Genomic DNA, 19913 nt, shown 5'->3' on the forward strand with positions numbered 1-19913 from the left:
CCGCTCCATGAGCCCCGCACCCCAGTCGTTCCGCCTCCACCCCGGCAGCCCCGACTCGCCGGTACTGCTCCACGTACCGCACGGGTCGCGGACCATCCCGGAGGCGGTGCGCGGCGGGATCGTCCTGGACGACAGCGCCCTGGAGCGGGAGCTCGACCACATCACCGACGCGCACACGGCCGAACTGGCGTCCCGGGCAGCCGATTCGGCCGTGTGCGCCGCCGCCCGCCCCTGGCGCTTCGTCAACGCCCTCTCCCGCCTGGTCGTCGACCCCGAGCGGTTCCCCGACGACCGCGAGGAGATGCGCTCCGTGGGCATGGGCGCGGTCTACACCCGCACCACCCACCGCGAACCGCTGCGCGCACCGGACATCGACCAACAGTCGCTGCTGGAACGGTACTTCCACCCGTACGCGCACGCGATGACGGAGGCGGTCGACGCCCGGATCGCCGCCACGGGCCGCGCGGTGGTCGTCGACGTCCACTCGTACCCGACCGCGCCTCTCCCGTACGAACTCCACGGCGCCGGCCCCCGTCCGGCGATCTGCCTGGGCACCGACCCGTTCCACACCCCGCCCCAGCTGCGCGCGCTCGCGGAGAAGGTGTTCGCAGGCTTCGGCTCCACGGGCCTCGACAGCCCGTTCGCCGGTACGTACGTCCCGCTGAAGCACTACGGTACGGACTCCCGCGTCACGGCCCTGATGATCGAGATCCGCCGCGACACGTACATGACCGAGCCGGGCGGGCCCGCGGGCCCGGGGCTCGACGCGCTGGCGGGGGCGCTGGCTGAGCTGGTGGGGGCGCTCAGTCGGCCTTCCTCCAGTCCTGACACCCGGTGGACCTGAACACCGCCCCGTCGTTGACGGTGACCCGTCCGCTGCCTGCCGGCTCGCCGTCGGCGATGACGGCGTCGAGTTCCCCGCTGAAGTTCCCAGCCGGTCCCGGTGGCACCCGCAAGAGCGGCCGAGGGTCGCTCCTCGTGGCCGCCCTCACCGACCGATGGGGCTGGATCCCTCGCACCGACGGCCCGGGGAAGACCGTCTGGGCGTCGCTGGACGTGCGACCGCTCTGACGCGTCGCCCGAACCGCATGCGTGCGCCGTACGTGCCCGGCCGCACCGACAGGGCCGCAGGCCGCCGGGAGCGGCCGGCCAAAGAAGGCGGACAGCCCTACGCGGCAGGCTCGGATGTTCCCCGACTCCGGGCCCTGGCCGACGGCAACGGCTCCGTCCTGGGCAGGCCCTATGCTCGGGGCTATGAGCGACCTTCCAGAACTGCTGATGGACTGGGCTGTTGGGCAGCTGACACGGCCGGGGCGCATGAGGGCAGCGGTGGCCGACGTGGTCGGCCTGCGCGAGGGACGCAGCCCCTGGCTGGTGCGACTCGACGACGGGACCGCCGCCGTCCTGCGCGTCGGGGACGCGCGGAACGCACAGCAGCGCGAGTCGTTCCGCGTCGAGGCGGCGGTGCTCGACGCGGCGCGCGACCACGGCATACCCACGTCCGCACTGATCGCGCACGACCTGACCGGTGAGGAGTGCGGCGCCCTCGCGATGCTGAGCACGGTCGTCGAGGGAACGAGCCGCATCCCGGTCGTACCGCCACCCGGGCGGCTACGGGAGTACGGCGCGGCCACCGCGACGCTGCACCGCGTACCGGGCAGTTCGCTCGGCCACCTGCCGCACCGGACCCGGCCGATCGAACTGGAGGACTTCGCGGCCGAACGCCGGGAGCACGGTTCGAGCAGCCTCCTGACGGCGGCCGAGGAACTGATCGCCGGACACACGAAGGACGAGCAGGAGTCCGTGCTCGTCCACGGGGATCTGTGGCAGGGCAACACGCTGTGGACCGGGACGAGGCTCACCGCGTTCGTGGACTGGGACTGCGCCGGTACCGGCCAGCCGGGGCTCGACATCGCCTCGATCCGCCTGGACGCCGCCCTGATGTTCGGGCCCGAGCACGCCGATCCGGTGCTGGCCGGCTACCTCGACGCCACAGGCCGGGACGCGGTCGGGGACCTGGCGTACTGGGACATCGTCGCCGCTCTCAGCACACCACCCCGCATGGCCGGGTTCGTGTCCGCGATCCAGGACCAGGGACGCCCCGACCTCGACGGCCCGGTCCTCGAAGAGCGCCGCGACGCCTTTCTCCGCAGGGCGCTCGTGCGGATCAGCTGAGCTCGTTTCCTTCTCTTCCGGTCTCGCTCGGCGGCTCGGAGCCGGTCTCCGGGGCCTGGCACCACCTTGTCCCCTACCGGACCGCACCGGCGTGCCGCTATCCCGCCGGTCGTGGCCTGGGGTGGCAGCCGACGACCCACCCGATCTCCACCACCCGCGCCCACCCCGGCGGTCGGCGAGGGAGGTGGTCGGGGTCGTCCTCGTCCCAGGAGCGGCGCCTGTGGTCCCTCGGGAACAGACCGACGACCGTCCGGCACGCCGGTTGCGCGGCCGGCCAGGGTGTCTGTCCGTCGGTCAGGATCACGATGGCGTCGGGGCGGGGGTGTGCCCGCGGGGCCCTGGCGAAGCCCGTCCGCAGGTCCGTGCCGCCACCGCCCACCAACGGGATGCCCTCCGCCCGGCACAGCGGGTGGACGACCCGGATCGCCGCGTCGCAGGCGAGGACGGCGACCAGGTCACGGCGGCCGCCCACCGCACGGGAGATGGCGGCGACCTCCAGGAGAGCGCTGCCCAGTTCGGCGTCGCTGACCGAGCCGGACGTGTCGATGACGACGGAGACCCGGGGCGGTCTGCGGCGCAGGCCCGGCAGGACGATGCCGGGCAGTCCGGTGGAACGTCGCGACGGGCGGCCGTAGGTGTAGTCCTCCCCCGCGCCGCGAAGCGCTTCCGTCACGAGGCCCGTATCACCGCGAAGATCAGGCATCCGGGAGTGCCGCAGGTGTACGACGCGGTGCCGGCCGCGCCGGCGGCCCTCGTCCTGCATCTGCTGCGCAGGGCGCCGGAGGACAGGCCCGCCGATGCGCGGGAGGCGTACGGCCGGCCCTTCCCGCCTCCCCCGGGTCGGCGGCCCTCCCCCGGTGAGGCGCACTGGGACGGTGCGCCCGACCCCGGGATCGTCCGCGACCCGTACGCGCCGCGTGCCCGCACCGGTGAGGGCAGCCGGCCCACTCAGGCCGTCGTCGGCCCGGACGTCGCGGTGGCTGTGCCCGTCGCCGTACCGGAACGGCTGAGCGCGAGCGCCGGGGCCGGGACGAAGAACACGCCGAACCGCCCCTCTCAGAGCCCCTTGATCCCCTGGGAACGCCTTCCACGGATCAGGGCGCGGCCTTCTCCCGTACCGCCGTCGTCCCGCTCCCTCAGAAGAACACCCCGCACCGCAGCACGTTGGCGTAGGGCCGGGCCTCCCCCGTCCGTACGACGAGGCGGGCCGCCGCCGTACGCGCCTTCAGCTCGCCGTGCGGGACCCGTTCCGGCCCGGGGAAGTAGCCGTCCAGGAGCGCCGCGGCCTGCGGGGTTGGCGTCGCGGATCTCCTCGGCGGCCGTCGCGCCCTCCACCACCAGCTCGTCGAGGAGCCCCTCCACGACCTCCGCGAACGACGGGGTCCCGGCCCGGAAGGCGAGGTCGACCACGCGTGGGCCGGGCGGGATCGGCATACCCGCGTCGCAGACCAGCACCCCGTCGCCATGGCCGAGTCCGGCGATCGCGCCCGCCAGGTGCCGGTTGAGGATGCCCGACCTCTTCACAGCGCGTCGACCTCGTCCCGTGTCGGGAACGACTCCTGCGCCCCGCGTGACGTGACCGCCGCCGCCCCCACCCGTACGGCGAAGGCCGCCGCCTCGCGCAGGTCGTCTCCCCGGCCCAGCCGCCACGCCAGGGCCGCCGTGAACGCGTCCCCGGCCCCCGTGGTGTCGACGGCCTCGACCTTCGGGCAGACCAGGTGGTCCGGGGAGTCCGTCCGGCTGTCGGCCACCAGCGCCCCCTGCGCGCCCAGCGTGATCACCACCGAGCGCGGGCCGAGCGCGAGCAGGGCAGGCGCCCAGTCGTGCGGGGTCTCTCCCGCCTCGCCCTCGCCCTCGCCCTCGCCCTCGCCCTCGCCCTCGCCCTCGCCCTCGCCCTCGCCCAGGATGAACCGCGCCTCGTGCTCGTTGACCACCAGCGGGTCGCAGGCGGCCAGCACCTCACCGGGGAGCGGGGCGGGCGGGGACGGGTTGAGGACGAGACGGGCCCCGGCGGGCAGGCCGCGCACTGTCTCCGCGACCGTCTCCAGGGGAATCTCCAGTTGTACGGAGACGACCCGGGCGGCGGCGAGCAGCGGGGCGGCCGCGCGGACGTCCTCGGGGGTGAGTCGGCCGTTGGCGCCCGGGGAGACCACGATGCTGTTGTCGCCCGAGGGGTCCACGGTGATCAGGGCGACGCCGGTCGGGGCTCCGCCGACCAGGACGCCGTCGGTGTCCACGCCCGCCGCGCGCTGGCTCTCCAGCAGCAGTCGACCGTGGTCGTCGTCACCGACCCGCGCGAGCAACGCCGTACGGGCCCCCAACCGGGCTGCCGCGACTGCCTGGTTGGCGCCCTTGCCGCCCGGGTGGACGGCCAGGTCGGAGCCGAGGACCGTCTCGCCGGGGGCGGGGCGGCGCTCGACGCCGATCACCAGGTCGGCGTTGGCCGAGCCGACGACCAGGATGTCGTACCGATGCCGGTCGTCGGGGGCGTTGTCGTGCATGCTTCCTGCTTCCTGCTCTCGTCGTTGGGGGCCGGGGCGACGCGGCGGGTCAGGAGAAGTCGGCCACGTTCTCGCGCGTGACCACCTTGACCGGTACCTTCACCGTCTTCTCCACCGTGTCACCCTTCGCGGCCTTGACGGCGTTCCGCACGGCGATCCGGCCGAGTTCGCTGGGCTGCTGGGCCACCGAGGCGTAGAGCGTCCCGGCCTCTACCGCCTTCAGGCCGTCCGGGGTGCCGTCGAAACCGACGACCGGGACGGACTTCCCGGCCCTGCCGCCGAGCGCCTTGACCGCGCCGAGCGCCATCTCGTCGTTCTCCGCGAAGACGCCGGAGATGTCCGGGTGGGACTGGATCAGGTTGGTCATGACGTCCAGGCCCTTGGTGCGGTCGAAGTCCGCGGGCTGCTGGGCGACCACCTCGATGCCCGGGTAGGCCTTGAGCCCTTCGGCGAAGCCCGCGCCGCGCTCGCGGCTGGCGGAGGTGCCCGCCGTGCCTTGGAGGATGGCGATCCTTCCCTTGCCGCCGAGCTTGTCGGCCAGCGCGTCGGCGGCGAGCCTGCCGCCCGCCACGTTGTCGGAGGCGACGAGGGTGGCGGTGTCGGCCTTGTTCACACCGCGGTCGGCGGCGATCACCGGGATGCCGGCCTGGTTGGCGCTGCGGACGCCCGGGCCGACGGCGTCGGAGTCGACCGGGTTGACGATGATGGAGGAGACCGCCGAACCGGTGAAGTTCTGGAGCTGGTTGGCCTGCTGCGAGGCGTCGTTCTGGGCGTCGGTGACGGTGAGGTCGATGCCCGCCTTCTCCGCCTCCGCCTGCGCGCCTTCCCTCACCTGCACGAAGAAGGGGTTGTTGAGCGTCGAGAGGGACATACCCACCTTCGTAGTGCCGCCGGAGGAACCGGAGTTGACGTACGACATGCCTCCGACGACGAGCGCCACGGCGAGCGCCGCTCCGGCGAACCTGAACACTCCCCTGCGCCCCGCTCCCGGGGCGCCGGGCGCGGTCCCGGCCGAGGACGCCGCACCCGAACCGGCCTTGCGGCGCAGCGTGTCGAGGAGGACCGCGAGCGCGATGACGACGCCGATGACGACCTGCTGCCAGAACGCGGAGACCGAGAGGAGGTTGAGGCCGTTGCGGAGCACGGCGAGGATGAGCGCGCCGATCAGGGTGCCGGACGCCTTGCCGACGCCGCCGGCCAGGCTGGCGCCGCCGATGACGACGGCCGCGATGGCGTCGAGTTCGTACCCCTGGGCGGCCTGCGGCTGGGCGGAGACGAGGCGCGAGGCCAGGACGATCCCCGCGACGGCGGCGAAGAGGCCGGAGAGCGCGTAGATGACGATCTTCTGGCGCTTGACACGGAGGCCGGAGAGCCGGGCCGCCTCCTCGTTGCCGCCGATCGCGTACATCGAGCGGCCGATGAAGGTGCGGCCCAGGATCAGCGCGGTGAGCAGCCCCATCGCGATCATCACGAGGACCGGGACGGGGAGTCGGCCGCCGAGCGTGTCGCCGAGCCGTGAGACGGATTCGGGGAACGCGATCGGGCTGCCCTGCGAGATGACGAGCGAGAGGCCGCGGGCGATCGAGAGCATGGCCAGCGTCGCGATGAACGGCGGGAGTCTGCCGTACGAGACGAGGGCGCCGTTCACCATGCCGCAGGCGATGCCGGTGACGACCGCGAGGATCACCGCGAGGACGACCGGTACCCCGGCGGACGTGGCCGACCAGGCCAGGACCGTGGCGGAGAGGGCCGCCACCGACCCGACGGACAGGTCGATGCCCGCCGAGACGATGACGAAGGTGACGCCGAACGCGAGGATCGCGGTGACGGCCGCCTGCACCCCGACGTTCAGCAGGTTCTGGGTGGTCAGGAAGTCGCCGGAGAGCAGCGACATCGCCACCACCAGGACGACCAGCGCACTCAGCGCGCCGTTGTCGAGCAGGACGCGGCGTATCACGGACGTGCCCCCCGCGCCCGTGCCACTCGTGAGTGTCTCAGTGGCCACGGTGGCCCTCCTCTTCTTCCTTCTTCGGTGCCGGGTGGTCGTTCGCGTCCGCCGCGGCGGTGGAGACCGCGAGGGCCATGACGGCGTCCTGGGTGGCCTGTTCGGCGGTGAGTTCACCGGCGATCCGGCCCTGGGCCATGACCAGCACCCGGTCGCTCATGCCGAGGACCTCGGGCAGGTCGCTGGAGATCATCAGGACGGCGTGGCCGGACGCGGTGAGTTCGTTGACGAGCCGGTAGATCTCGACCTTGGCGCCGACGTCGATGCCCCGGGTGGGTTCGTCCAGGATCAGCACCCGGGTGTCGGCCAGCAGCCACTTGCCGATGACGACCTTCTGCTGATTGCCGCCGGAGAGCGTACGGACGTGCTGTCCGAGACCGGACATGCGGACGCCGAGCTGCTGGGCGATGCGGTCGGCCGCCGTACGCTGCGCCTTGAGGTCCACCAGCCCGGAGCGGGTGGCGGAGCGCAGGGTGACCAGACCGAGGTTCTCCTGTACGGAGGCGTCCAGGACGAGCCCCTGCCCCTTGCGGTCCTCCGGCACGAGGCCTATCCCGGCGCCCATCGCGGCGGGCACGTCGTGCCGGGCGAGGCGCTGCCCCCGTACGTCGACGGTGCCCGCGTCGTACGGGTCCGCGCCGAACACCGCGCGCGCCACCTCCGTACGACCGGCGCCGACGAGACCGGCGAGACCCACGACCTCACCGGCGTGCACGTCGAAACTGATGTCGTGGAAGACACCGCTGCGGGTCAGCCCCCGCACGGAGAGCAACACCTCACCGCCATCGGGGCGTTCACGCGGATACTGCTGCTCGATGCTCCGACCGACCATGAGCTGGACGAGCCGGCCCTCGGGGGTGGATGCGGGCACCTGGTCGATGCTGCGGCCGTCGCGCAGGACGGTGACGCGGTCACCGAGTGCGGCGATCTCCTCCAAGTGGTGGGTGATGAAGACGATTCCGACGCCGTCCGCACGCAACTGCCGGACGATGGCGAAGAGTCTGTCCACCTCTTCCGCGGTGAGCACGGCGGTCGGCTCGTCCATGATGAGCACGCGGGCGTCGAGACTGAGCGCCTTGGCGATCTCGACCATCTGGAGCCGGGCGATGCCCAGTTCGCGGACCTTGGCATCGGGCCGCACGTCCACACCGACCCGGCGCAGCAGCTTCTCCGCCTCCGCACGCATCCGCCGGTGGTCGACGAGCCCGAAGCGGCGCGGCTGCCGGCCGAGGTAGATGTTCTCGGCCACCGTCAGGTCGGGGACCAGGTTGAACTCCTGGTAGATGGTGGCGATCCCGAGCCGTTCGGCGGCCTGGGCGTCGTCGATGCGCACCTCGCGGCCCTCGGCGAGGATGCGGCCGCGGTCGGGGCGGTAGGCGCCGGAGAGCATCTTGATGAGGGTGCTCTTCCCGGCGCCGTTCTCACCGAGCAGGACATGGACCTCGCCTCGGCGCAGGTCGAAGTCGACGTTGTCGAGCGCCACGACACCGGGGAAGGTCTTGCGCAGCCCTTCGACGCGCAGCAACTCGTCGGGGTGGACAGCCGATCGCCCGTCGGGGCGGGGAGCCGGCTGCTCGTCCGGAGTGGTCGCCGTCGGCTCCGGCCCGTCCCCCGGCGCCCCTCGCTCCGGTCGGTCCTCCGATGCGGTCACCGGGTGCTCCTCTGGTCGGTCGTGTCCTCGCCGCACGAGCGGCGGACGACGAGACGGGCGGGCAGGGTGACGGACTGCGGGGTCCGTCCCTCGATCAGGTCGGCCAGCGCGCGGACGGCGGCGCGCGCGAGGTCCGCGACCGGCTGGGCGATGGCCGTGACCGGCGGGTCCGTGTGGACGAACCACGGAATGTCGTCGAAGGCGGCGAGCGCGATGTCGTCGGGGACCCGCAGCCCCCGGGCCCGGATCGCGTCGAGCGCGCCGAGGGCCATGAGGTTGTCGGCGGCGAACACGGCCTCGGGCGGCTCGGCCAGGGCCAGGAAGCGCTCGGTGGCCCGCCGCCCGCTGGCGGCCTGGAAGTCGCCGTGCCCGATGTAGGCGTCGGGCAGCACGAGCCCCAGCCCCCGCAGGGCCTCCCGGAACGCCTCGACGCGCTCGTTGCCGGTGGTGGTCGCCGCGGGCCCGGCGATGATCGCGAGCCTGCGGTGGCCGAGCCCGTGCAGATGCGCCACCAGGTCCCTGACCGCCCCCGTGCCGTCGGCCCGGACGACGGGGACGTCGATCCCCGGCAGCCAGCGGTCCACGAAGACCATCGGCGTACCGCTCAGGGCCACCTCCCGCATCAGCGGGGAGCCCCCGTCGGCGGGCGAGACGAGCAGCCCGTCGATCCTGCGGTCGATGAGGGTGCGGATGTGGTGGTCCTGGAGTTCGGGCCGCTCGTCGGCGTTGCCGATGATGACGCTGTAGCCGAGCGCCCGCGCCTCCTCCTCGACGAACCGGGCCAGCTCGGTGAAGTAGGGGTTCAGTACGTCACTGATGACCAGGCCCAGCGTCCGGGTCTGCGCGGTGCGCAGCGATCGGGCCACGGCGTTGGGCCGGTAGCCGAGGGCGTCGACGGCGGCGAGCACGCGGGTGCGCGCCTCCTCGCTGACGGACGGATGGCTGTTCAGCACCCGCGAGACCGTGGCGACGGAGACCCCCGCCTGGGCCGCGACATCCTTGATGCTCGCCATGTCCGGACCACCTCCTTGTGGATTCCGTACACCTCGAAACCAGGGGCGGGCGGTCCGATCGCCCGACGCCGTGGAATCGATTACAGCCACGATTGGAATCGATTACACAGCCGAAGACAAGTCCCCGATCCGAGTCCGAGACCGGATCGTGACGGGTGAGGCAGGACCGGCTCCGAAGAGGACCGTGCGGGATGCCGGAGGTGTGGTGACCAGGAACGCGGAGGACGACGACCGAGCGAGGACGACGACCGAGCCTGGAGGCCTCCGGCGGCCGGCACGGCGTTCGCTCGCGCGTCCCCCGGCCCCGGGGCACGGGCCGGCGATCGCTCATGCGGGCCCCGTGTGCCCGAATGTGCCCGATGAGGACTCCCGGCCCCCGGCGTCTCCTTCGGTCGCCGGGGGCCGGGAGCGGCGGTGCCCCGCCGCCGCCGCTTCAGCCGGTTCGGTCCGGCGCGTCGCTCACTTGACCTCCAGGTCGCGGCGCCGGAAGCCGGCCATGCCCAGGAGGACCAGTCCGGCCGCGACCGCGGTGAGGACCAGGAGGGGGGTCCAGCTCATCGGGGCGGCCGGGAGCCGGGGCACGTGCCCGAAGGGCGACAGGCTGTTCATCCAGTCGGGGAGCCCCAGCATCGGGCCGAGGTATCCGACGACGAACGCGTACGCCGGTACGGTCCAGGCCGCGGCACCGGCCCGGGGAAACCAGCCGAAGAGCGCGACAGCCACCCCTGCCGTCACCCACAGCGCGGGAGCATGGACCGCGGCCGACACCGCCAGCTGACCCACGAGACCGCCGTCGCCGGTGGACGCCGCGCCGGCGATGCCGAAGCCCAGCCCTGCGGCGAGGAGCAGTGCCGTGCCGCCGACCACGGCGACGCCGACATGGCTGACCAGCCACCGGTCGCGCGAGAGGCCGGTGGCCAGCAGCGGCTCGGCTCGGCCCGCGTTCTCCTCGGCCCTCGGTCGCAGCGAGGCCATCACCACGTAGACGGCGCCGACGACGGCGATGACGACCATCACCATCGAGGCGAACGACTCGGCGACGGAACTCCCGCCGATCCGCGCCAGAGCCTCCTGGAGCTGCTCGACACCCTTCACCATGTCGGCGGCGTCGCCGAGGATGGAGCCGTACATGACGCCCATCACGAACAGCCCCGCGCCGAAGCCCAGCAGGGTCGTCCGATGCAGCCGCAGGGCGAAGCCGAAGGGACTGGCGAGGGCCTCGGAGGCGGTACGGCGTCCGAGCCGTGCAGGCCTGAGTCCCGCGCCGACATCGCGCCGGGTGCTCAGCGCGAAGCCGCCGGCGGCGGCCAGCACGGCCGACGCCAGGCACAGCAGCAGAGGCCACCAGCGGTTGTCGACGAAGACGTAGGTGCGCTGGACCCAGCCGATCGGCGTCAGCCAGGACAGGAACTCGTTGCCGACGTCGCCGGAGGCGCGCAGCACGTAGGAGACCCCGATCAGTGCCAGCGCCGCACCCGAGGCACCCCGGGAGTGGGCGGTCAGCTGCGCGGTGGCCGCCGCCACACCGGCGAAGACGAGACCGATCGCCGCGTGGGCCAGCCCGTACAGCAAGGCCTCACCGGTGCTGATCCGGTCGATCCCCGCCGAGATCAGGGCCAGCGCCAGCAGGGCGGCGAGAGCGATGTTGGCGAGGGCCGCGACGACCAGCGCGGAGGCCAGTTGGGCGTGGCGCCCGACGACGGTGGAACGCACCAGCTCGGCCCGGCCGGTCTCCTCCTCGTTCCGCGTGTGCCGGACGACGATCAGAACGCTCATCAGACCGACCAGCACGGCCGTGAAGCCGAGCAGCTGGTGCCCGAGCATCGCGCCGACACCGTAGTCCGACAGGTAGTGGCGCGGACCGGTCATCGCCAGCGCGGCGGGACTGTCCATGAGGGCGGCAACCCCGGCCCGGTCCTCGGCGGCGGGGTACAGGGCCTCGTACTGGGCCGCGGTGGCGAGGGTGCCGAGGGTGAGGGCCGACAGCCAGACGGAGAGGCGCACGCGGTCCCTGCGCAGGGCGAACCGGGTGAGGGCCGCGGTGCCGGCGAACCCGTCGGCGCCAGGCAGGGCGGTCGCCCGGACCTGGGTGGCGGCGGCGGTCATCGGGCGGCCTCGTCACCGTCGCGGGCCGGTGCGTTCTTCCCGGCACCAGGGCTCTCGGCACCGCCGGAGCATGCGGCGTCGCCGCCGGCAGCGCGTTCGCCACCGTAGTGACGGAGCATCAGCTCCTCCAGGGTCGGCGGATGGCTGACCAGGCCGCGGATACCGAAGGCGCCGAGCTCGCGGAGCGCGGCCCCGAGGTGTACGCCGTCGACGGCGAAGCTGACCTGGCCGCCGCGCACCCGGACACCGTGGACGCCGGGCAGGGCGTCGAGTCCGACGGCCGTACGCTCGGTCTCGGCCTCCACCGTCGTACGGGTCAGATGGCGCATCTCGGCCAGGGTGCCCGACTGGACGTTGCGTCCTTGCCGGATGATGCTGACGCGGTCGCAGAGCTTCTCGACCTGGGCCAGGATGTGGCTGGACAGCAGCACGGTCCGGCCGGCGGCCTTCGCCTGGAGGATGACGTCCTGGAAGACGGCCTCCATGAGCGGGTCGAGGCCCGCCGTCGGCTCGTCCAGGAGCAGGAGTTCGGCGTCGGAGGCGAGTGCCGCGACGATGGCGACCTTCTGCCGGTTGCCCTTGGAGTAGGCGCGGCCCTTCTTGGTCGGATCCAGGTCGAACCGCTCCACCAGCTCATCGCGTCGCCGTCGGTCGAGACCGCCGCGGAGCTTCGACAGGAGGTCGATCGCCTCCCCTCCGGTGAGGGTGGGCCACAGCTCGACGTCACCGGGTACGTAGGCGAGCCTCCGGTGCAGGGCGACCGCCTCCCGCCAAGGGTCGCCGCCCAGGAGCCGGGCGGAGCCCGAGTCTCCCCGCAGCAGCCCGAGCAGGATGCGGATCGTGGTGGACTTGCCCGCGCCGTTGGGCCCGAGGAAGCCGTGCACCTCGCCTTCGTCGACGTCGAGGTCGAGGCCGTCGAGTGCCTGGGTCGGGCCGAACGACTTGTGCAGTCCGGCCACAGCGATTGCCTTGGTCATGACGCCGAACGTACGCTCACTTCAGAACTTTGTGAAGTTAAGGAAGCGTATGAATAACTCGGTAGGCTCTGACGGGAAGGCGGAAGCCGCGGCGCGCAGGGAACACGAGGAACGGAGCCACACGATGGGTGAGCGGCAGCACGACGGCCGGGCGGATGATGCCGACCGGCGGACCGACGACGGCGCATCCGCCGCCTCCCGGTTCGTCGAGCGCTTCGCCGCCCAGCTCGTCGAGGCGGGTATGGCGCGTATGCCCGCCCGGGTCTTCGCGGCGCTGCTCGCCTCGGACGACGGCGCCCTGACCTCCGCCGAACTGGGCGAGCGGCTGAAGGTCAGTCCCGCGGCCGTGTCCGGTGCCGTCCGCCATCTCGCCCAGGTCAACATGGTCAGCCGGGAGAGGGAACCCGGTTCGCGGCGTGAGCGCTACCGCGTCCGGGGCGACCAGTGGCACAGCGCCCTGATGGAGCGCGAAGCCGTGCTGAGAAGCTGGCAGGCGACCATGCGGGAGGGTGTGGACCACTTCGGGCCGCACACCCCTCAGGGGCGCAGGATCAACGACACCCTGGAGTTCTTCGAGTTCCTCGAGAAGGAGTTCGGGTTGCTGATGGACCGCTGGGAGGCGCGCAGGGCACGGGATTCGGACCGCTGACCGCCCGGCCCGACGCCGCCTCCGCCGAACCGGACGGGCAGGGCCCGGTCGCCCTACTGGAGCTCGCTGAACCGTTCGGTCGCTCGGGTCCGTCCGGCCACGATGATGGTGTCGTCCGCCTCGACGACGGTTTCGGCGGTGGCGTAGGTGAAGCCCTCGCCGGGGCGTTTGATCGCGACGACCGTGACGCCGAAGCGGGAACGGACGGCGCTGTTGGACAGGGGCAGCCCGACGATGTCCGCCGGTGGGCTGGTCTTGACCATGGCGAAGTCGTCCTCGAACTCGATGTAGTCGAGCATGCGCCCCCGTACGAGGTGGGCGACGCGCTGCCCCATGTCGTGCTCGGGATAGACGACGTGGTGGACGCCGAGCTGCGTGAGGATGCGCCCGTGGGCCTCGCTGATGGCCTTGGCCCAGACGCTCTCGATACCGAAGGAGACCAGCAGCGAGGCGGTGAGGATGCTCGCTTCGAGGTCGGTGCCGATGGCGACGACGGCACGGTCGAACTCGTGGACACCCAGCTGCCGCAGGACGTCCTCCTTGGTGGAGTCCGCCCGTACGACATGGGTGAGGGCGCCGGAGAGGGCCTGGACCGCTTCCGCGCTCTCGTCGATACCGAGCACCTCGGTGTCCTCGTCGACCAGCTCCAGGGCCAGCGCGCGGCCGAAGCGGCCCAGGCCGATGACGGCCACGGAGCCCCGCGGGCCCGTGCGGCGTTTCTTGGGGGTGGACTTCCTAGCCAATGATGGGTCTCTCCTCGGGGAGGTCGTACAGGCGGTGGCGGCTGCGCAGGGCAAGCGCGGAGGCGACGGTGATGGGGCCGAGCCGGCCGATGAACATCAGCGCGATCAGCAGCAGCTGCAGCCCGGGAGCCAGATCGGCGGTGATGCCGGTGGAGAGGCCGACGGTGGCGAACGCGGAGGTGACCTCGAACAGGGACTCGTCCAGGGTGTGGTCGGAGAAGACCATGAAGGTCACGGTGGTGACGGCGACGGCCGCGACGGACAGCAGGACCACGGTGAGGGCCTGGCGCTGGAGGTCGCCGTGGAGACGCCGGTGGAAGATGTTGACCGCGCCCTCGCCGCGGATCTCGGCGTATATGACGAAGAACAGCACGGCGAAGGTGGTGACCTTGATGCCACCGGCGGTGCCCGCGCTCGCGCCGCCGATGAACATGAGCACGTCCGTGCCCAGCCAGCTCGCCGGGTTCATCTGGGAGGTGTCGATGCTGTTGAATCCGGCCGTACGCGGCATGACTCCCTGGAAGAACCCGGCCAACAGCTTCCCCGGGGTGTCCAAGTGGCCCAGAGTGGCCGGATTGGACCACTCGATCATGGTGATGAAGACGCTGCCGCCGACCAGGAAGACACCGGTGGCCCACAACACGATCTTGGTGTGCAGCGACCAGCCGCGGGGTTTGCGGAACCGGCGGCGCAGCTCGAACAGGACGGGGAAGCCCAGGCCCCCGGCGATGACGGCCGCGGCGATCGGCAGGCAGACCCACGGATCGGTGACGAACCCCATCAGGCTGTCGGAGTAGAGGGCGAATCCCGCGTTGTTGAAGGCGGAGACCGCGTGGAAGACACCGAGCCACACCGCCCGGGGCCAGGGCTCCTCGTAGGCGGTGGCGAACCTGAGCGTCAGCGCCAGGGCGGTCACGGCCTCCAGCAGGAGGCTGACCTTGACCACTCCGGTCACCACCGAACGGACGTCTCCGAGCCCCAGGGTCTTCGTCTCCGCGGCTGCCTTCATGCGCGCCTTGAGGCCCATGCGGTGGGAGACCAGCAGAACCAGGAGGGAGGCGAAGGTCATGATGCCGAAGCCGCCCACCTGGATGAGCCCCAGAATGACCGCCTGGCCGAAGCCGGTCCAGTACCCGGGGGTGTCGACCACGATCAGACCGGTCACGCAGACCGCGGAGGTGGAGGTGAACAAGGCCTCCACCAGTCCGGCGCCCCCCGGCCCCGCCTTGGCCACCGGCAGCATCAGCAGGGCGGTGCCGACCGCGATCGCCGAGGCGAAGCCGACCACGACCGCCTGCGCCGGATGCCGGAGGCGGGGCCTCACCACGTCAGGCCCTCCGCTCCGAGGGGGGCCGCCAGAAATGTTCGCACTGGTAGACGATAGACAATCGCGGACCCACCGGCGACATCGGGACCAGCCGTCGGCTCGCCGGCGTGCACCGGCTCACAGCGTGCTGCCCGGGCGGGCGCCAAGCTCCCCGGTACCGCGCGAGACCGGCGGTCGGCGTCGCATGCGCCGGGCGGTCCGCGGGGACGACTTCTCAGAAGTGGACGGCCGAGCGGCGCGGTGGCCTCGCCGCCGTGGGAGGGCCCGGACGGATCGCACCGTGGCGTGCCGCCGCGGTGGGCACCGCGGCGGCCTTGAGGTCAGAGCCCCTGTCCGGCCCCGCGGGGCCAGGCCGCTTCGCGCAGGAGGCGCAGGCCGTTGAGTCCGACGATGACGGTGGAACCCTCGTGTCCGGCGACGCCGAGCGGGAGCGGGAGCGTGCCGATCAGGTCCCAGGCGACCAGAGCGCCGATGAAGGTCCCGGCGATGGCCAGGTTCTGCAGGACGAGGCGGCGAGCTCTCCGGGACAGGGCCACGACGGCGGGGATGGCGGCGAGTTCGTCCCGTACGACGACGGCATCGGCGGTCTCCAGAGCGAGGTCGGAGCCGGCCTTGCCCATGGCGATGCCGGTGTGCGCGGCAGCCAGGGCCGGGGCGTCGTTGACACCGTCGCCGACGACCAGTACCCGCAGGCCCTGCGCCTCCCACTCCCGTACTGCGGCGACCTTGTCCTGCGGGAGGAGGCCGGCGCGCACGTCGGTGATGCCCACCTCGGCGGCCAGGCGGCGGGCGGCGGGCTCGTTGTCACCGGTCAGCAGGACGGGGGTCCGGCCGGTGAGTTCGGTGAGCGCTGCCACCGTGGCCCTCGCGTCCGGGCGCAGGCGGTCGGCGATGCCCAGCACGCCGACGGGAGCACCGTCGCACAGGACCAGTACGGCGGTGCGGCCCTCGCTCTCCAGCGCCCGGATGTCGGCGTCCACGCCCGGTCGGCCGGTGGGGGCGAGGTGGGCCGGGGACCCGACCTGGACGGTGGAGCCTGCGATCGTGGCGCTCACACCGGCGCCGGGGGTGGAGGCGAAGTCGGTCACCTCGGCGGGGGCGAGGCCGCGCTCGTGGGCGGCCTGGACCACGGAACGGGCCAGGGGGTGCTCGCTGGGCCGCTCGACCGCGGCCGCCAGTGCCAGCAACGTGTCCTCGTCCAGGCCGGAGGCGGGCTCCGGGCGGATGTCGGTGACCCGTGGGGTGCCCTCGGTCAGGGTGCCGGTCTTGTCCAGCGCCACCGCGTCGACCTGGCCCAGGCGCTCCATCACCACCGCGGACTTGGCCAGCACACCGTGCCGGCCGGCGTTGGCGATCGCGGACAGCAGCGGCGGCATCGTCGAGAGGACCACCGCGCACGGTGAGGCCACGATCATGAACGTCATCGCGCGCAGGAGCGCCGACCGGAGGTCGTCCCCGAAGGCGAGCGGAACACCGAAGACGGCCAAGGTCGCGATGACCATGCCGATCGAGTACCGCTGCTCGATCTTCTCGATGAACAGCTGGGTGGGCGCCTTGGTCCGGGAGGCTTCCTCGACCATCTTCACGATCCGGGCGATCACCGAGTCCGCGGGATCGCGCTCGACCCGCACGCGCAGGGCACCGGTTCCGTTCACCGTGCCGGCGAACACCTCGTCCCCCACGCGCTTGGTGACCGGCAGGGGTTCGCCGGTGATCGTGGCCTGGTCGACATCGCCCGTCCCGGCAAGGACCTGTCCGTCGGCGCCGACCCGCTCGCCGGGGCGCACCAGGATCACGTCACCGACCGCGAGGTGCTCCGCGTCCACCGTCTCCTCGGTGCCGTCGTCGCGCAGCCGGGTCGCGGTGGCGGGGGCGAGGTCGAGCAGCCCTCGTACGGAGTCGGCCGTCCGGGCGGTCGCGACGGCCTCCAGGGCACCGGAGGTGGCGAAGATGACGATCAGCAGCGCACCGTCCATGACCTGCCCGATGGCTGCGGCACCGAGCGCCGCGACGACCATCAGCAGGTCCACGTCCAGCGTTCTGCCCCCCAGAGCCTTGAGCCCCTCCCATCCCGGCTCCCAGCCGCCGGTGACGTAGGTCGCGGCGAACAGCGGACCCCACACCCACACCGGGGCGTCCAGCAGATACGCGGGAAGCGCGAGCAGGAACAGCACCAGCGACGCCAGTGCCCACCGGGCCTCCGGCAGGGCCAGCAGTCGGGTGCGCCGCTTCTGCGGCACCGGCTCCGAAGTCCCGGTGGCCGCCGGAGCGAGCCGTTGATCCACGACAGAAGACATGACGAAGAGACCCTTCAGGGCGGAGGACGGGGAACACCGCCACCATACAGGAACACTTGAACAGTTCTTCATGTGTTATCGGTATGATGCAGACATGGGCCATGGAACAGACGCCAGGAACAGCGCCACCATCCGCGAGCGGCTCGACACGGTCGGCGCCGCCGACGTCGCCGCGACGCTCCAGGCCCTCGCCACGCCGTCCCGGCTGCACATCCTCGCCCGGCTCCAGGAAGGCCCCAGCTCGGTGGGCGACCTCGCGGACGCGGTCGGCATGGAGGCCTCCGCCTGCTCCCACCAGCTGCGACTGCTGCGCAACCTCGGCCTGGTCGCCGGCGAACGCCACGGCCGGTCGATCATCTACGCCCTGTACGACCACCATGTGGCCGAGCTCCTGGAGCAGGCCCTCTACCACGTCGAACACCTGCGCCTGGGTGTCCGCGACACGCCGACGGCGCCCGCCGAACGGGACGTGCCCGCCACACCCGCCTCCCGGGCCGGGGGCCGTTAGCCACCCGGGCGGAAGGCTTCCACAGGACCTCACCCACCCGTATGCGCCGGGAGGCGGGCCCCCTTCCCGCGGCCCGTATCCACACGGTCACCCGCCACTGCGGCCCACGGGGGTGGCCGGTGGCCCGGCGGTGGTCCGCGGCAGGGTGAGGACCATGGTGAGGCCACCTCCGGGTGTGTCCTCGGCGGTGAGAGTGGCCGCGATCGCCTCGGTGAAGCCGCGTGCGACCGCGAGGCCCAGACCCACTCCGGCGCCTCGCGGTGCGTCTCCCAGGCGCTGGAACGGTTCGAAGATGTGCTCCTTGGCAGCGTCGGGGACGCCGGGGCCCCGGTCGACCACGCGCAGTTCGACGCGGTCGTGCAGGCTGCTGGCGGAGACGAGGACGGGGCGGCCTTCGGGGCTGTACTTGACGGCGTTCTCGACGATGTTGGCGACGATGCGTTCCAGCAGACCGCGGTCGACGGCGACCATGGGCAGGGTCTCCGGGATGTCCAGTTCGACGCCCCCCTCGGGGATCCCGCCGAGCGCCATGGGGACGACCTCGTCCAGGTCCGTCTCCCTGATCAGCGGTACCACCGTGCCCGTGTTGAGGCGGGACATGTCCAGGAGGTTGCCGATCAGGGCGGACAGCCGGTCGGCGCCCTCCTCGATCCCTTCGAGCAGAGTCTCGCGGTCGGCCTCCGACCAGGCCACGTCGTGGGAACGCAGCGAGGTCACCGAGGCCTTGATACCCGCCAGCGGTGTGCGGAGGTCATGGCTGACCGCGGCGAGCAGCGCCGTACGGAAGCGGTCGCTCTCCGCCAGCTTCCGCGCGTCCTCCGCCTGGCCGACCAGGCGCTGCCGGTCCAGGGCCACGGCGGCCTGGGCGGCGAAGGCGCCCAGCACCCGGCGGTCCTCGGCACGCAGCGCGCGGCCGCTCAGGACCAGGGCCAGGTCGGCCCCTACGGGGATGTCGACGTCGGCGTCCTCGGGGCGGGCGACGGGAGGGCCGCCGACCGCCGCCACGGACGACCAGGGCTCCAGCTCGCCCTCTCGCTCCAACAGCGCCACACAGTCCATGGCGAAGGTCTCCCGGAGCCGTTCGAGCAGAGCGTCGAGGGACTTCTCACCCCGCAGAATGCTGCCCGCGAGGAAGGAGAGGATCTCCGACTCGGCGCGCAGCCGGGCGGCCTGATGGGTGCGGCGGGCCGCCAGGTCGACGACGGAGGCGACGGACACGGCCACACAGAAGAAGACGATGATGGCGACGATGTTCTTCGGGTCGGCGATCGTGAACCCGTGGAGGGGCGTGGTGAAGAAGTAGTTCAGCAGCAGGCAGCCGACGGCGGCCGAGCCGAGGGCAGGCAGCAGGCCACCGAGCAGCGCCGCCGCCACCGTGAGGGTGAGGAAGAGCAGCATGTCGTTGGCGAGCCCGAGATCGGGAACGACCGTTCTGAGCAGCAGGGTGAGAAGGGCGGGCCCCACGGTACCGACGAGCCAGCCCCCTGCGATCCGGGCCCGCCCGAGCCGGGCGCCCCGGGCGATCGGCAACCCGCGCCCCTTCGCTGCGGCGGAGTGGGTGACGATGTGGACGTCGAGGTCGGGACCCGAATCACGGGCGACCGTGGCGCTGACCCCGGGCCCGAGGAGGTACTGCCACGCCCTGCGGCGGCTGACGCCCAGGACGATCTGCGTGGCGTTGACCCCGCGGGCGAAGTCCAGCAGCGCGGCGGGCACGTCCTCTCCGATGACGTGGTGGAACGTCCCGCCGAGGCCCTCGACCAGGGTGCGCTGGACGGCCAGTTCCCCCGGCGACACGGCCTTCAGCCCGTCGCTCGCGGCGATGTAGACGGCCAGCACCTCGCCCCCCGCGCCCTTCTCCGCGAGCCGTGCGGCCCGGCGGATGAGGGTGCGGCCCTCGGGTCCGCCGGTGAGGCCGACGACGATGCGTTCGCGGGCCTGCCAGGGGGTGCGGATGTCGT

14 protein-coding genes and 2 pseudogenes are annotated in these 19913 nt (G+C 72.4%); 4 read left to right on the top strand and 12 right to left on the bottom strand.

The window, feature by feature from the left end; translation table 11 throughout:
• Window positions 1–7: 7 nt before the first annotated feature.
• Window positions 8–844, top strand: coding sequence for an N-formylglutamate amidohydrolase (locus tag AC0682_RS07260; RefSeq protein WP_478531444.1), 837 nt, complete (start codon window positions 8–10; stop codon window positions 842–844).
• Between the two features lie 410 nt (window positions 845–1254).
• Window positions 1255–2175, top strand: a complete 921-nt coding sequence (locus AC0682_RS07265; RefSeq protein ID WP_478531446.1) for a phosphotransferase family protein — start codon at window positions 1255–1257, stop codon at window positions 2173–2175.
• Between the two features lie 97 nt (window positions 2176–2272).
• Here AC0682_RS07265 and AC0682_RS07270 read toward each other — a convergent pair.
• From AC0682_RS07270 to AC0682_RS07305, 8 genes and pseudogenes are all read right to left on the bottom strand, one after another.
• Window positions 2273–2830 (bottom strand): annotated as a pseudogene (locus AC0682_RS07270) (VWA-like domain-containing protein); the annotation flags it as partial.
• 481 nt (window positions 2831–3311) lie between these two features.
• Window positions 3312–3699 (bottom strand): annotated as a pseudogene (gene rbsD, locus AC0682_RS07275) (D-ribose pyranase).
• Entirely contained in the window at window positions 3696–4676 is a 981-nt protein-coding gene (locus AC0682_RS07280; RefSeq protein ID WP_478531447.1) for a ribokinase, read from the bottom strand. Before AC0682_RS07280 ends, rbsD begins: the two are co-directional and overlap by 4 nt.
• A gap of 49 nt (window positions 4677–4725) precedes the next feature.
• Window positions 4726–6681, bottom strand: coding sequence for an ABC transporter permease/substrate-binding protein (locus tag AC0682_RS07285; RefSeq protein ID WP_478531448.1), 1956 nt, complete (start codon window positions 6679–6681; stop codon window positions 4726–4728).
• On the bottom strand, window positions 6671–8332 hold the full coding sequence (locus AC0682_RS07290; protein ID WP_478531450.1) for a sugar ABC transporter ATP-binding protein: 1662 nt from the start codon (window positions 8330–8332) through the stop codon (window positions 6671–6673). The genes AC0682_RS07285 and AC0682_RS07290 overlap by 11 nt, the downstream gene beginning before the upstream one ends.
• The gene (locus AC0682_RS07295) at window positions 8329–9345 is read right to left on the bottom strand and encodes a LacI family DNA-binding transcriptional regulator (protein WP_478531452.1); all 1017 of its coding nucleotides are present in this window, start codon (window positions 9343–9345) and stop codon (window positions 8329–8331) included. The genes AC0682_RS07290 and AC0682_RS07295 overlap by 4 nt, the downstream gene beginning before the upstream one ends.
• Before the next feature lie 459 nt (window positions 9346–9804).
• Window positions 9805–11451 (bottom strand): ABC transporter permease, encoded by a 1647-nt coding sequence (locus tag AC0682_RS07300; protein ID WP_478531454.1) that lies wholly within the window; start codon window positions 11449–11451, stop codon window positions 9805–9807.
• Complete coding sequence (locus tag AC0682_RS07305; protein WP_478531456.1) at window positions 11448–12428, bottom strand: ABC transporter ATP-binding protein; 981 nt, start codon at window positions 12426–12428, stop codon at window positions 11448–11450. The genes AC0682_RS07300 and AC0682_RS07305 overlap by 4 nt, the downstream gene beginning before the upstream one ends.
• Before the next feature lie 124 nt (window positions 12429–12552).
• Between AC0682_RS07305 and AC0682_RS07310 the strand changes: the two genes are divergently transcribed.
• Window positions 12553–13077: a GbsR/MarR family transcriptional regulator gene (locus AC0682_RS07310; RefSeq protein WP_478531457.1), complete on the top strand. Its 525-nt coding sequence runs from the start codon at window positions 12553–12555 to the stop codon at window positions 13075–13077.
• A gap of 53 nt (window positions 13078–13130) precedes the next feature.
• Here AC0682_RS07310 and AC0682_RS07315 read toward each other — a convergent pair whose 3' ends face one another.
• From AC0682_RS07315 to AC0682_RS07325, 3 genes are all read right to left on the bottom strand, one after another.
• Window positions 13131–13820: a potassium channel family protein gene (locus tag AC0682_RS07315; RefSeq protein ID WP_478531459.1), complete on the bottom strand. Its 690-nt coding sequence runs from the start codon at window positions 13818–13820 to the stop codon at window positions 13131–13133.
• Window positions 13813–15147, bottom strand: a complete 1335-nt coding sequence (locus AC0682_RS07320; protein WP_478531461.1) for a TrkH family potassium uptake protein — start codon at window positions 15145–15147, stop codon at window positions 13813–13815. Before AC0682_RS07320 ends, AC0682_RS07315 begins: the two co-directional genes overlap by 8 nt.
• Window positions 15148–15467: 320 nt before the next feature.
• Window positions 15468–17444: a heavy metal translocating P-type ATPase gene (locus AC0682_RS07325; RefSeq protein ID WP_478531463.1), complete on the bottom strand. Its 1977-nt coding sequence runs from the start codon at window positions 17442–17444 to the stop codon at window positions 15468–15470.
• 94 nt (window positions 17445–17538) lie between these two features.
• Between AC0682_RS07325 and AC0682_RS07330 the strand changes: the two genes are divergently transcribed.
• Window positions 17539–17952, top strand: coding sequence for an ArsR/SmtB family transcription factor (locus AC0682_RS07330; RefSeq protein ID WP_478531465.1), 414 nt, complete (start codon window positions 17539–17541; stop codon window positions 17950–17952).
• An 87-nt stretch (window positions 17953–18039) separates the two neighbouring features.
• Here the strand turns inward: AC0682_RS07330 and AC0682_RS07335 are convergent.
• A partial coding sequence (locus tag AC0682_RS07335; protein WP_478531467.1) for a DUF4118 domain-containing protein occupies window positions 18040–19913 on the bottom strand: 1874 nt, incomplete at its 5' end.

Source organism: Streptomyces sp. NPDC043746 (assembly GCF_056436485.1).

What these genes read in the sequence shown, in the direction of transcription:
- AC0682_RS07260 (WP_478531444.1), top strand. Translation starts at nt 8, where the DNA reads ATGAGCCCCGCACCCCAGTCGTTCCGCCTCCACCCCGGCAGCCCCGAC.
- AC0682_RS07265 (WP_478531446.1), top strand. Translation starts at nt 1,255, where the DNA reads ATGAGCGACCTTCCAGAACTGCTGATGGACTGGGCTGTTGGGCAGCTG.
- AC0682_RS07280 (WP_478531447.1), bottom strand. Translation starts at nt 4,676, where the DNA reads ATGCACGACAACGCCCCCGACGACCGGCATCGGTACGACATCCTGGTC.
- AC0682_RS07295 (WP_478531452.1), bottom strand. Translation starts at nt 9,345, where the DNA reads ATGGCGAGCATCAAGGATGTCGCGGCCCAGGCGGGGGTCTCCGTCGCC.
- AC0682_RS07300 (WP_478531454.1), bottom strand. Translation starts at nt 11,451, where the DNA reads ATGACCGCCGCCGCCACCCAGGTCCGGGCGACCGCCCTGCCTGGCGCC.
- AC0682_RS07305 (WP_478531456.1), bottom strand. Translation starts at nt 12,428, where the DNA reads ATGACCAAGGCAATCGCTGTGGCCGGACTGCACAAGTCGTTCGGCCCG.
- AC0682_RS07310 (WP_478531457.1), top strand. Translation starts at nt 12,553, where the DNA reads ATGGGTGAGCGGCAGCACGACGGCCGGGCGGATGATGCCGACCGGCGG.
- AC0682_RS07325 (WP_478531463.1), bottom strand. Translation starts at nt 17,444, where the DNA reads ATGTCTTCTGTCGTGGATCAACGGCTCGCTCCGGCGGCCACCGGGACT.
- AC0682_RS07330 (WP_478531465.1), top strand. Translation starts at nt 17,539, where the DNA reads ATGGGCCATGGAACAGACGCCAGGAACAGCGCCACCATCCGCGAGCGG.